Genomic DNA, 13,108 nt, shown 5'->3' with positions numbered 1-13,108 from the left:
AGAGACTGACGCAAGCCGCACGCCTGGCATGGCCGCGGCCCGTTCCAATCCGATGCTGCATATAGTCGACGACGAAGAAATCATCCGCGACTCGCTGACCTGGCTGGCGCGTTCGCGCAATATCGCCGCCGCCAGCTACGAGAGCGCGCAAGCGCTGCTGTCGGCGCTGGAAGGCGCCGCCGGCTTCGATCCCGCGGGCGAATGCATCCTGCTCGACGTGCGCATGCCCGACATGAGCGGCGTGGCGCTGTTCAATGAACTGGCCGCCAAAGGCCTGGCGCGGCGGCGACCGGTGATCTTCCTGACCGGCCACGGCGATGTGCCGATGGCGGTCGACATGCTCAAGAACGGCGCCTTCGACTTCTTCGAAAAGCCCTTCAACGACAACCAGTTGATGGACCGCGTGCTGCAAGCGCTGCAAAGCTCGTGCGCGGCCGGCGAGGAAGATGCGGTACAAGCCCGCCTGGCCGGCCTGTCGGTGCGCGAACGCGAAGTCCTGAACCTGATCCTGGCCGGCAAGATGAACAAGGTCATCGCCGATGAACTGGGCATCAGCATGCGCACGGTGGAAGTGCACCGCGCGCACATTTTCGACAAGATGAACGTCAAGACCGCGGTCGAGCTGGCGCGCCTGCTGAAGTAGCCGCGCCGGCGTCCCGAGTCGATGGATATCCTCAACCTCCTGCTGCCGGACTTCAGCCTGATCGCGCTGGGGGTGCTGGTCTACCGCATCACCGACTGGGGCGACAGCTTCTGGGCCGGGCTGGAAAAGCTGGTCTACTTCCTGCTGTTCCCCGCCCTGCTGTTTTATTCCACCGCGCGCCTGCAACTGGACCTGTCGGCCACCGGCGGCCTGTTGCAGACCGGCATGCTGGCGCTGCTGCTGGGCATCGCGCTGGCCTGGCTGGGCAAACCCTTCATCAAGGCCACGCCGATGACCTACGAGTCCGGCATGCAGACCGCCTACCGTTTCAATTCCTATATCGCCCTGGCCCTGGCCACCCGCATGGCCGGTGAAGAAGGCGCCGGGCTGATGGCCATGCTGCTGGGTTTCGGCGTGCCGCTGTGCAATGCGGCGGCGGTGCATGCACTGGCGCACAAGAGCGGCAACCTGCTGCGCGAACTGGCGAAGAATCCGTTGCTGATCGCCACCGCCGCCGGACTGCTGTTTTCCGCCGCCGGGCTGCATCTGCCCGAAGTGGCCGGCGTGGTGCTGTCGCGCCTGGGCGGCGCGTCGATCGCGCTGGGGCTGTTGATGGTGGGCGCCGGACTCAGGCTATCGGGCCTGAAGGAGAGCAAATTGATGGTGGCGTGGTTGCTCGCCGTCAAACTGCTGGCGGTGCCGGCGGCGGCGTTCTTCATCGGACGCCAGTTGCAGTTGCCGGTGCTGCAATGGCAGATCGTGGTGCTGTTCTGTGCGCTGCCGACCGCCTCCAGCGCCTATATCCTGGCCACCCGCATGGGCGGCAACGGGCCGGCTACCGCCTTCCTGATTTCCTTCGGCACGCTGGTGTCGGCGGCCACCATCCCGTTCTGGCTGACGCTGGTGTCCTGAGTCGTCAGTCCGCTACGCTTTCCAGGCCATGCCTTTGCAGCGCCCATGCCACATGCTCGCGCACCAATGCCGACGGATGCGCCTGGCGTGCCTGCAACGCGGCCACGATGCCGGCGTCTCCTTTGGCGACGGATGAGGCGGCGGCATTGCCCAAGCCGACGGCAAGGTTGCGCAGCCAGCGCTCATGACCGATGCGACGGATCGCGCTGCCTTCGGTGTTTTTCAGGAATTCTTCCTCGCTCCAGGCGAACAGCTCCACCAGGGTGGCCCGGTCGAGGCCGTGACGCGGGTCGAAATCGGGCAGGCTGGCGCGCTGGGCGAACTTGTTCCAGGGGCAGTAGAGCTGGCAGTCGTCGCAACCGTAGATGCGGTTGCCGATCAGCGGACGCAACTCCAGCGGGATGCTGCCCTTGAGTTCGATGGTGAGGTAAGAGATGCAGCGCCGCGCATCCAGCTCATACGGCGCGACGATGGCCTGGGTCGGGCAGACGTCGATGCAGGCGCTGCACTGGCCGCAATGCGGCGTGACCGGCGCGTCCACCGGCAACGGCAAATCGGTCAGCATCTCGCCGAGGAAGAACATGGAACCGGCCTCCCGGTGCAGCAGCAGCGTATGCTTGCCGCGCCATCCAAGCCCGGCCTTTTCGGCCAGCGCCACCTCCATGACCGGCGCCGAATCGGTGAATACGCGATAGCCGAAGGGGCCGATCTCGCCTTCGATGCGGGTCGCCAGCTGCTGCAGGCGCGCACGCAAGACCTTGTGGTAGTCGCGGCCGCGGGCATAGAGGGAGACCTGGGCCGCCGCCGGATCGGCGCCGCGGGCCTCTTCCCGGGCGCGCCAGTCTTCGCCGTCGCGGTCGCCTTCGTCTTGCCCTGGCGCCGGCAGGTAAGGCATGCGCACGCTGACCACCCGCACCGTGCCCGGCACCAGTTCGGCCGGACGCACCCGCTTCATGCCGTGGCTTGCCATATAATCCATCTCGCCGTGGTAGCCCTTGTCCAGCCAGGCCTGGAAGCCGGCCTCGCGATGCGAGAGATCGACATCGGCGATGCGCACCTCGGCAAACCCGAGTTCGCGGCCCCAGGCTTTGATGGCAATGGCAAGTGCGGCTAAGTCGGTCATGAGCCAGAAAAACAATCAATCGGAATAAGAGCATGCAGCATCTTCACCTTCACCTGCCCGACGAAGCCGCCACCGCCAGGCTGGGCGCCGACCTGGCCCGCGTGCTGGCGCCCGGCCTGACGCTGTACCTGCATGGCGACCTGGGCGTGGGCAAGACCGCGCTCACGCGCGCGCTGCTGCATGCGGCGGGCCACCAGGGGCGGGTCAAGAGTCCCACCTACACGCTGGCCGAGCCCTATGAGGTCAAGATCGCAGAGCGCATGGTAACAGTCATCCACTTCGATCTCTACCGGATGGCCAGCCCAGAAGAATTTCTGGATGCGGGATTCCGTGAACATTTCAACGAAAATACCGTCTGTATCGTCGAATGGCCCGAAAAGGGGGAAACAGTGTTGCCGCCGCCGGACATTCACATCAGCCTGGTGATCGCACAGCACGGGCGTGATGTAGAATTACGTGCGTTGTCTGACAAGGGTCATCAATGCCTCGCTCGACTGAAATTCGCTCCGAACCTGTAAAGTCCAAAAGCCGCCGCACCATCCTCAAAGCAGGCGGCGTCCTCTTCGTCTCCGTCATCACCCCGCTGCCCGCCTGCGCTTCGCAGATCCTGGCCGTGCGCGTGTGGCCGTCCGAGGATTACACCCGCGTGACGCTGGAGAATGATAGCGACCTCAAGGTCACCCACTTCGTGGTGAAGGATCCGGAACGCCTGGTGGTCGATATCGAAGGCATCGACCTGAACGGCACCCTCAAGGACCTGGTGGCCAAGATCCAGCCCAACGACCCGTACATCAAGCAGGTGCGCGTGGGCCAGAACCGTCCGAGCGTGGTGCGCCTGGTGTTCGACCTGAAGGATGAAATCAAGCCGCAGGTGTTCACGCTGGCGCCGGTGGGCGAATACAAATACCGCTTCGTGATCGACCTCTATCCGGCCAACCCGCCGGACCCGATCGCGGCGTTGATCCAGAAGGGCGACTGGTTCAAGGACGCCCCGCGCGACCCCGCGCAGGCCCAGATACCGGCGCCACCCGATCCGGCGCCGTTGGCGCAAGCCAAGCCGCCGCCGGAGGAAAAGCCCGAAAAGAATCCCAAGCCGGCGCCAGACGAGCCGCGCATGCAGCTCACGCGCATGATCACCATCGCGCTCGACCCCGGCCACGGCGGCGAGGATCCCGGCGCCACCGGCGCGCGCGGCAACCGCGAGAAGGACGTGGTGCTGTCCATCGCCAAGCGCCTCAAGCGCAAGATCGAGCAATACCCCAACATGCGCGTGATGCTCACCCGCGACGCCGACTTCTTCGTGCCGCTGGGCCAGCGCGTGATCAAGGCGCGCAAGGTGCAGGCCGACCTGTTCGTCTCGATCCACGCCGACGCCTTCGTGCAGCCCACCGCGCGCGGCTCCTCGGTGTTCGCGCTGTCCGAAAAAGGCGCCAGCTCCACCGCGGCGCGCTGGCTGGCCAACAAGGAAAACTCGGCCGACCTGATCGGCGGCGTCAACATCAAGACCCATGACCGCCAACTGGCCAGCGTGCTGCTGGACTTGTCCACCACGGCCCAGATCAACGACAGCCTGCGCGTGGGCAGTGCGGTGTTGAAGGAGATCGGCGGCATCAACCGCCTGCATAAAGGCGCGGTGGAACAGGCCGGCTTCGCCGTGCTCAAGGCGCCGGACATCCCCAGCATCCTGATCGAGACGGCCTTCATCTCCAACCCGGAAGAAGAAGCCAAGCTGACCGACGAGCGTTACCAGGAGCAGATGGCCGACGCCATCCTGACCGGCATCCGCAAGTATTTCGCCAAGAACCCGCCGCTGGCCAAGAACAAGCTGACCTGATTCCGGCTCCCATCAATCAAAAACCCCGGCCTGCATCGCAGTACCGGGGTTTTTCGTATGCCGGGAAACAAGGACGCCGTCAGGCGTTGCTGACCTTGCGCTTGCCGCGCAGCTTGCGCCAGACCTGCCACAGGGCGCCCAGCACGATGGGGATGATGGCGCCGACGATGCCGACGAGAACCAGGCAATTCAGGTTTTGCTGCACCAGCGGGATATTGCCAAACAAATAACCCAGCACGACCAGGCTGACCACCCACAAGAACGCGCCCAGGATGTTGAACAGCTGGAATTTGGCGAAGGTCATGGCCGACACGCCGGCGATGAAAGGGGCGAAAGTACGGACGATAGGGGTAAAACGGGCGATCACGATGGTCTTGCCGCCGTGTTTCTCGTAGAAGGAGTGGGTCTTTCTGAGCGCCTCGGGATTGAGCCAGCGGTAATTGTGGGTATAGACCCGGTGGCCCACCAGCGAACCGATCCAGTAATTGAGGGTGTTGCCGGAAACGGCCGCCACCACCAGCAAGACCATCAGGACCCAGATATTCATGGCGCCGGTGGCGCAGAACGTGCCGGCGATGAACAGCAGCGAATCGCCTGGCAGGAATGGCAGCACCACCAGGCCGGTCTCACAGAAGACGATCAGAAAAAGCACCGCATAAATCAGGGTGCCGTACTGCTCAATCAGAACACCAAGGTATTTATCGACGTGGACCAGCACGTCCAGCAACTGCAGATAATCCATAAGCCCAATCGTCCCGATTACATCGCCAGTCGGCGTCCCGTGCCGCACGACCTGGGGGCTCCCCCGCACAGGCCGCCCGCATTTCCTTGATGACAACACTGCCCGATGGCGAGTAATGGCCTCATCACGACGGGCCATCATACACCATCGTTTCCCCTGTTTTTGGACTACATTGAATCGGAGCCGGCCGGCGGCGGCGACGCATATGGCACATGTGGCGCAATACTCACAAATTGGCCCGGACTCTTCAGAACAGTCATATGTCGACCGATAACAAGCATGGCATTCAGGCTTGGGAGCCGACCGCCACGGCATGCAACCCGGAGGGTCAAGGGAACATCGGGCCCGGCGCCTGAGCGTCCTGCCCAAGCACCGCTGCGCGTGCCGGCGCAGTCCCGGCAGGACAGGCCAGAAAAAACGGCATATGATCAAGCACAACGGCGCACAACCGGGGACTGTGTCGTTTCCGCCATACCAAAGGGGGATAAAGAGGATGCATAACCATGAGCCGTTCATCAGGGAATTGAACCGCAGGCATTTGTCGGGGGACGAGCGGGATGCGCTGTTGGCCGCTCTTTCGCGTTCGATGGCGATGCTCGAATTCGCCGCCGACGGCACCCTGCTCGACGTCAACGACAACTTCCTGCGCCTGCTGGGCTACCGGCGGGATGAACTGGTCGGCCGGCACCACAGCATACTGTGCGACGCCACCTACATCACCACCGGGCACTACCAGCAATTCTGGCAACACCTGCGTTCCGGGGAAATCATTTCCGGCACGCTGCAGCGCATCCGCGCCGACGGCGCCACGCTTTGGCTGGAGGCCATCTGCAGCCCCATCCTGGACGACAGCGGCCAGTTGCAGAAGGTGATCTCGGTGGCGGCCGACATCACCGCCCATATCGATGACTCGCGCCAGACCCACAGCGTGCTTAATGCCCTGAACCGGTCGCTGGGCGTGGTCGAACTGTCGGCCGAGGGCATCATCCTCAATGCCAACAGCAATTACCTCAAGACCATGGAATACCTGGCCGACGAACTGATCGGCAAGCCGCACAGCGCCCTGTGCTACGACGACTACGCCAACAGCCCGGAATACGCCGCCTTCTGGCGCGACGTCTGCAACGGCCGCTTCTTCTCCGGCCGCTTCCTGCGCCGTGCGCGCAATGGCCGCGCGGTGTGGTGGGAAGCCACCTACACGCCGGTGCTGGACGCCCGCGGCCAACCCGAGAAGGTCATCTGCATCGGCACCGACGCCACCTACCGGGTCACACGCGAAGTCGGCGACCGCGAGCACCTGCACCTGCTCTCGCTGGGCATCAACGAGACCGATAACGCGGTCATCATCACCGACGACAAAAACCGCATCGTCTTCCACAACATCGGCTTCACCCGCATGCTCGGTTTCCAGACGCGGCAGGTGATCGGGGAGCGCCCGCACGAACTGTTCGCCGACCACCCCAGCTTCGTGCGCTCGATCGAACGCTGCCACGACGAGCTGCTGCAAGGACACAGCTTCCATACCGAAGAACTGATCCACGACATGCACGACCAGCCGCTGTGGATGTCGGCGGTGGTCAACCCGATCCTCGACGCCTCGGGGAAACTGATCAACGCGGTATGCGTGATGACCGACATCACCAACACCAAGGTGCACGAAGTGCTGCAGTACCGCGTCCTCAACGCCATGGCGCGCGACTCTTCGCTGGCCGAGCAGATGAACCTGCTGTGCGAAGAAGTCGAGCGGGTGGCGCCGGAAGTGATCGCCTCCATCCTGCGGGTCGACGAGCAGGGCAAGCTGCATACCCTGGCCGGCCCCAGCCTGCCCGAGTTTTATAACCGCGCGCTGGACGGCATCCAGGCCGGCCCCAGCGTCGGCGCCTGCGGCACCGCCGCGTTCCTCGGCGAGCAGGTCATGTGCGCCGATATCGAGACCGACCCGCGCTGGGCCGACTATAAGCACCTGGCCCTGCCGAACGGGCTGCGCGCCTGCTGGTCGACGCCGGTCAAATCGTCCGACGGCAAGGTCATCGGCACCTTCGCCTTCTATTACCGCGAACCCCGCCATACGCCCAGCGCCTTCCATCAATTGCTGGTCGATGCCAGCCTGCACCTGTGCGCGCTGGCCATCGAGCGCGAAGCCTCGCGCGCGCGCATCCACCAACTGGCCTTCTACGATTCGCTGACCGGCCTGCCCAACCGCAGCCTGCTGCTGGTCCAGGCCGGGCAGGCGATCGCCGCCGCCGAACGCAACCACAGTACGGTGGCGATAATGTTCATCGACCTCGACCGCTTCAAGCAGGTCAACGATTCGCTCGGCCACCAGGCCGGCGACGAGCTGTTGCGCACGGTCGCCACCCGGCTGCAGTCGCAGGCGCGGCGTTCCGACATCGTCGGCCGGCTGTCCGGCGACGAGTTCGTGGTGGTGCTCACGCAATACGACGCCAACCACCTGGCCGAAGTCGTCAAGCGCGTCCAGGACAAATTGTCCCAACCCTGCCACATCAACGGCACGCTGCTCAATCCGTCGGCCAGCATCGGGGTGGCGATGTTCCCCGCCAACGGCAACGACATCGAGACCCTGCTGCACCGCGCCGACATCGCGATGTACCAGGCCAAATCCGTCAATCGCGGCCGCCACAGCTTTTTCAGCGACGAGATGAACAGCCTGGCGCAAGAGCGCCTGGCGCTGGAAAGCGCCTTGCGCGACGCCTTGCGCGGCGGCGACTTCGAGCTGCATTACCAGCCGCAGATCCATCTGCAGGACAACCACCTGCACGGGGTGGAAGCGCTGGCGCGCTGGCAGCATCCGCAGTTGGGCAACGTCTCGCCGGGCCGCTTCATTCCGATTGCCGAGGAATGCGGCCTGATCGGCGAACTGGGCAAATGGGCGCTGGAGGAAGCCTGCTTCCAGCTCTCCGACTGGCGCCGGCGCGGCATCAAGGTGCCATCGGTCTCGGTCAACCTCTCCGCCACCAACTTCCATGACCTGGAATTGCCGCAATTCCTGACCGAGCTCTTGCAGCGCTATGCGCTGTCGCCGTCCGACCTCACCATCGAGATCACCGAAACCGTGCTGATGGACACCAACCCCAGCACCAACCAGACCATCGCCGCCGTGGACGCGCTGGGCGTGCCGCTGGCCATGGACGACTTCGGCACCGGCTACTCCAGCCTGGGCTACCTGCGCAAGCTGCCGGTCTCCGAACTGAAGCTGGACCAGAGCTTCGTGCGCGACATGGCCAAGGATGCCGCCGTGAGCGCGCTCACCAATGCCGTCATCCGCATCGGCGAAAGCCTCAAGCTGACCGTGGTGGCCGAAGGGGTGGAAGACGTCGACCAGTATGAGTTGTTGATCCGGCAAGGCTGTGATGTGGCCCAGGGCTATTATTTTTCGCGGCCCTTGTCGGCCGATGGCCTGGAAAACTGGATCCGCGATTTCATGGCGGGAAAAAGCAGCTACCGCAACGCGAAATCGTAATCGGCCGCGATAAGAAAACGATTGGATTCGATATTCAATCCGATATCTTTTGAGGAAAAAATTGATCGATTTCTCAACATCGATAACCAGATGAGATATCAAAAAATAATCTCCTCGCTGGAAAAACAACAAGCCAGAAAAATGTGAGCGCAAACATCGAAAGTATTTGGAACAGCGCAAAAAGCTGTCGATATACTTCTGCCTTCCCCAGCAAATCCAGAGATGATGTCAACGTAATCGCCAGGATCCACAGCCTGGCCGCATCCGGTCTTGCCCCCGGCCTGGCGCGAAGCCGGCCCGGCAAGTTTCCAACGCGCTGCACCGGCGCCCGATAGAGGCGCCCGCAGGTTACCGAATGCGAGATGCAAGGCATTGCAGTCGGCGTTTAACACGGCGTCTTTTTCCTCTTGATCCGACAACAAAAACACCATGCCCATCGACACCTCCGCTCCGGCGCACCGCCGCTCCATATTGAACCGATCCGTCGGTACCAAACTTACCGCATTGACCGTGGCCCTGGTCGGCGCCGTCTTCATCATCGCGCTCATGCTCATCACCTACTCGGCCTCGCGCATGGTCGAGCAACGCTCGATCGAGCAGATGTCCAACGAGGCCCGCAGCGTGTCGCACATGGTCGGCATGTTCGACCATACGGTCACCAGCCAGGTCGACCGTTTTTCCAGCATGTTCGGCAATGAGTTCACGGGCAAATTCACGCTCGACGAAGGCCGCACCATCCAGATCGGCGAGCGCGCCACGCCGGCGCTGCAAAACGACGGCCACGACCTCAATCTCGATTTCACCATTCCCGACCGCTTCACCGCCGAAACCGGCGTCACCGCCACCATCTTCGCCAAGACCGGCGACGATTTCGTGCGCGTGTCGACTTCCCTGAAAAAAGAAAACGGCGAGCGCGCCATCGGCACCCTGCTCGACCGCGGCCACCCCGGCTATGCGGCGCTCAAGGCCGACAAGACCTACAGCGGCCTGGCTACTCTTTTCGGCAAGCAATACATCACCAAGTACGTGCCGATAAAAGATGCGGCCGGCCAGATCATCGGGGTGCTGTACGTGGGCATCGACATCTCGCCCGACATCAAGGCGCTCAAGGACCAGATCAAGGCGCTCAGGATCGGCGACACCGGCTTCTTCTATGTGCTTAACGGCAAGGAAGGCAAGGAGCTGGGCACGATGATTGCCGGCGCCCCGCGCGAAGGCAAGGAAGAAGGCGCCAGCCTGCTCGACCTGAAGGACGCCGCCGGCAACGCCTATATCAAGGCCATGCTGGAACAAAAGGAAGGCGCGCAGCACTACACCGCCCTCGACGGCCGCAAGAAAATCATCGCCCTCGCCCGTTATCCGGGCTGGAACTGGGTGATCGCCGGCGAAGCCTATGTCGACGAGATCACGCGCGAAGTCGATACGATGCGCAAGTTCTACATCGGCGGCGGCCTGCTGTTCCTGGCGCTCCTGGGCCTGATCCTGAGCCTGGTGGTGCGGCGCATGGTCTCGCGCCCGCTGGATGCGGTATGCCAGGCCGCCGACCGCATCGCCGGGGGCGACCTGACGACCCGCCTGCATGTTGCGCGCAGCGACGAGATCGGGCGCCTGATGCATGCCTTCAACGGCATCAGCAAGGGCTTGTCGGAAGTGGTGGCCAGCGTGCGCTCCGGCACCGAGGAAATCAACACCGCCGCCAGCGAAATCGCGGCCGGCAACCTCAACCTGTCCGCGCGCACCGAACAGCAGGCCGGCGCCCTGGAAGAAACCGCCTCGGCCATGGAAGAGCTGACCTCGACGGTCAAGCAAAACGCCGCCAACGCGGTGGAAGCCGACCAGTTGTCGGGTTCGGCATCGAGCGTGGCCAGCCAGGGCGGCGAGGTGGTCGGCCAGGTGGTGGACACCATGGATGCCATCAATACCTCCTCGCAGCGGATCGTCGACATCATCAGCGTGATCGACGGCATCGCTTTCCAGACCAACATCCTGGCCTTGAATGCCGCCGTGGAAGCGGCGCGCGCCGGCGAGCAGGGCCGCGGCTTCGCGGTGGTCGCCACCGAAGTGCGCACGCTGGCGCAACGCAGCGCCACCGCCGCCCGCGAGATCAAGGAACTGATCGACGCCTCGGTCGAAACGGTAGGCAGCGGCGGCAAGCTGGTGCAACAGGCCGGCGCCACCATGGGCGACGTCGTGGCCAGCGTGCAGCGCGTCTCTACCGTGATCAGCGAAATCACCACCGCCAGCCGCGAGCAGAGCGAGGGCATCGACCAGATCAACCGCGCCATCGCGCAAATGGACGAGAGCACCCAGCAGAACGCGGCCCTGGTCGAGCAGGCGGCGGCCGCAGCGCAATCGCTGCAGCAGCAAGCCCAGCACCTGGCGGCCGCGGTCAGCGCATTCCGCATCTGATCCAAACAGCCGGGCCCGGGGCCAGAGCGGCCCTGGGCCCGGCGCCGTCCGCGGCGGTATAATCGCGCCATGAACGCACCGCTTTCCTCTTCCTCCGCAACGCCCCCACCCCAGCGCCAGCCGGCCTATCGTCCCATCCTGGCCCTGCCGGACCAGTTGATCTCGCAAATCGCCGCCGGCGAAGTGATCGAACGCCCGTCGGCGGTGGTCAAGGAGTTGCTGGAAAACGCGCTGGACGCAGGCGCGACGCAAATCGCGGTGCGCCTGGAGCAAGGCGGCGTCAAACGCATCGCCATCACCGACAACGGCCGCGGCATCCCGCCCGAGCAGTTGCCGCTGGCGCTGGCGCGCCATGCCACCTCCAAGATCGCCTCGCTGACCGACCTGGAAAACGTCGGCACGCTGGGATTTCGCGGCGAGGCGCTGGCCTCGATCGCCTCGGTGGCGCAACTGACCGTCACCACCCGCACCGCCGACGCCGCCCATGCCTGGGAAATCACCGGCTCGCAGCACGGCGCCGTGGCGCCGGCCTCAGGCGCCCAGGGCACCACCATCGACGTGCAGGACCTGTACTTCAACACGCCGGCACGCCGCAAGTTCCTCAAGTCGGAACAGACCGAATACGGCCATTGCGCCGAAGTCGTGCGCCGCATCGCGCTGGCCCGGCCGGATGTCAGTTTTTCGCTCTCGCACAACGGCAAGACCGTCGACCACTGGAACGTCGGCGAATTCGCCAAGCGCAGCGCCCACATCCTCGGCGACGAATTCGCCAACGCCCGCCTGCCGCTGGACGAGGCCGCCGGCCCGCTGCGCCTGCACGGTTTCGTCGGCTTGCCGACCGCCTCCAAGGCGCGCGCCGATAGCCAGTATTTCTATGTCAACGGCCGCTTCGTGCGCGACAAGCTGTTGACCCACGCGGTGCGCGCGGCCTATCAGGACGTGCTGCACGGCGACCGCTATCCGTCCTATGCGCTGTCGCTGGATCTCGACCCGGCGCTGGTCGACGTCAACGTCCACCCGTCCAAGATCGAGGTGCGCTTCCGCGACAGCCGCAGCGTGCACCAGTTCGTGTTCCATGCCGTCAGCCGCGCGCTGGCGCAGACCTCGGCCACCTCCTTCGGCAACGCGCCGCCCCCGCAACTGCAGCAACCGGCCGCCGGCGCGCCGCTGCCATGGATGCGCGAACAGCAGCAAGGCTCGTTCGCCAGCCAGTTCGCCGCCGAGCCGGCCAAACCTTTTTCGTTCGGCGGCGGCGGTTTCGGCGTGCGCCAGAATTCGGAAGCCTATGGCGCCATGTTCCGCGGCGACGCCGCTGCGTCGCAGCAGCCAAGCCAGGGCGATGCCCGCGCCCAAGCGCCGCAAGACCTGCCGGCCGGCGACTTTCCGCTCGGTTTCGCGCTGGCGCAATTGCACGGCATCTATGTGCTGGCGCAAAACAGCGCCGGCCTGGTGGTGGTGGACATGCACGCCGCCCACGAACGCATCCTGTACGAACAATTGAAGAACGCGCTGGACGGCAACGAGATGTTCGTCCAGCCGCTGCTGATCCCGGTCACCTTCTACGCCGACGCGGTCGAGGTCGGCACCGCCGAGGAACACCAAGCAACGCTCTCGGCGCTGGGCTTCGACATCGCCGTGATGTCGCCCACCACGCTGGCCGTGCGCGCGGTGCCGGCGCTGCTCAAGAACGCCGATGCCCAGACGCTGGCGCGCGACGTGCTGCGCGACGTGCGCGAATACGGCGGTTCGCGCGTGCTGCTGGAGCGCCGCAACGAACTGCTCGGCACGCTGGCCTGCCACACCGCCGTGCGCGCCAACCGCAGCCTGACCATTCCCGAAATGAATGCCCTGCTGCGCCAGATGGAAGCCACCGAACGCGCCGACCAGTGCAACCACGGCCGGCCGACCTGGAGCCAGATGGCCCTGTCCGACCTGGACAAGCTGTTCCTGCGCGGACAATAAGG

General features: G+C 64.4%; 10 protein-coding genes. 7 read left to right on the top strand and 3 right to left on the bottom strand.

Features of this window, described 5'->3' with window-relative positions; genetic code table 11:
• Window positions 1-52 precede the first annotated feature (52 nt).
• Window positions 53-643, top strand: coding sequence for a response regulator transcription factor (locus AC07N6_RS03385; RefSeq protein ID WP_494781273.1), 591 nt, complete (start codon window positions 53-55; stop codon window positions 641-643).
• A gap of 21 nt (window positions 644-664) precedes the next feature.
• The gene (locus AC07N6_RS03380) at window positions 665-1,555 is read left to right on the top strand and encodes an AEC family transporter (protein ID WP_494780904.1); all 891 of its coding nucleotides are present in this window, start codon (window positions 665-667) and stop codon (window positions 1,553-1,555) included.
• 4 nt (window positions 1,556-1,559) lie between these two features.
• Here AC07N6_RS03380 and queG read toward each other — a convergent pair whose 3' ends face one another.
• Window positions 1,560-2,678 carry a tRNA epoxyqueuosine(34) reductase QueG gene (queG, locus tag AC07N6_RS03375; protein WP_494780903.1) on the bottom strand — a complete coding sequence of 373 codons (1,119 nt, stop codon included), beginning with the start codon at window positions 2,676-2,678 and terminating at the stop codon, window positions 1,560-1,562.
• A 32-nt stretch (window positions 2,679-2,710) separates the two neighbouring features.
• Between queG and tsaE the strand changes: the two genes are divergently transcribed.
• Together tsaE and AC07N6_RS03365 are read left to right on the top strand one after the other, a co-directional pair.
• Window positions 2,711-3,196, top strand: a complete 486-nt coding sequence (tsaE, locus tag AC07N6_RS03370; protein WP_494780902.1) for a tRNA (adenosine(37)-N6)-threonylcarbamoyltransferase complex ATPase subunit type 1 TsaE — start codon at window positions 2,711-2,713, stop codon at window positions 3,194-3,196.
• Window positions 3,160-4,512: an N-acetylmuramoyl-L-alanine amidase gene (locus AC07N6_RS03365; protein ID WP_494780901.1), complete on the top strand. Its 1,353-nt coding sequence runs from the start codon at window positions 3,160-3,162 to the stop codon at window positions 4,510-4,512. The genes tsaE and AC07N6_RS03365 overlap by 37 nt, the downstream gene beginning before the upstream one ends.
• 79 nt (window positions 4,513-4,591) lie before the next feature.
• Here the strand turns inward: AC07N6_RS03365 and AC07N6_RS03360 are convergent, their stop codons facing one another.
• The gene (locus AC07N6_RS03360) at window positions 4,592-5,254 is read right to left on the bottom strand and encodes a VTT domain-containing protein (RefSeq protein WP_494780900.1); all 663 of its coding nucleotides are present in this window, start codon (window positions 5,252-5,254) and stop codon (window positions 4,592-4,594) included.
• Between the two features lie 493 nt (window positions 5,255-5,747).
• Here AC07N6_RS03360 and AC07N6_RS03355 point away from each other — a divergent pair, with 493 nt between their 5' ends.
• The gene (locus AC07N6_RS03355; RefSeq protein ID WP_494780899.1) at window positions 5,748-8,735 is read left to right on the top strand and encodes a sensor domain-containing protein; all 2,988 of its coding nucleotides are present in this window, start codon (window positions 5,748-5,750) and stop codon (window positions 8,733-8,735) included.
• A gap of 98 nt (window positions 8,736-8,833) precedes the next feature.
• Here the strand turns inward: AC07N6_RS03355 and AC07N6_RS03350 are convergent, their stop codons facing one another.
• Complete coding sequence (locus AC07N6_RS03350) at window positions 8,834-9,283, bottom strand: hypothetical protein (RefSeq protein ID WP_494786246.1); 450 nt, start codon at window positions 9,281-9,283, stop codon at window positions 8,834-8,836.
• Between AC07N6_RS03350 and AC07N6_RS03345 the strand changes: the two genes are divergently transcribed.
• Window positions 9,165-11,144, top strand: a complete 1,980-nt coding sequence (locus AC07N6_RS03345; RefSeq protein ID WP_494780897.1) for a methyl-accepting chemotaxis protein — start codon at window positions 9,165-9,167, stop codon at window positions 11,142-11,144. The two genes, AC07N6_RS03350 and AC07N6_RS03345, sit on opposite strands and share 119 nt — an antisense overlap.
• A gap of 69 nt (window positions 11,145-11,213) precedes the next feature.
• On the top strand, window positions 11,214-13,106 hold the full coding sequence (mutL, locus tag AC07N6_RS03340; protein WP_494780896.1) for a DNA mismatch repair endonuclease MutL: 1,893 nt from the start codon (window positions 11,214-11,216) through the stop codon (window positions 13,104-13,106).
• Window positions 13,107-13,108: the final 2 nt, after the last annotated feature.

This window comes from Herbaspirillum sp. GW821-FHT09A12, assembly GCF_059418325.1.
Note: the sequence above shows the minus strand (reverse complement) of the source record. Positions and strands in the feature narration are given on the sequence as shown.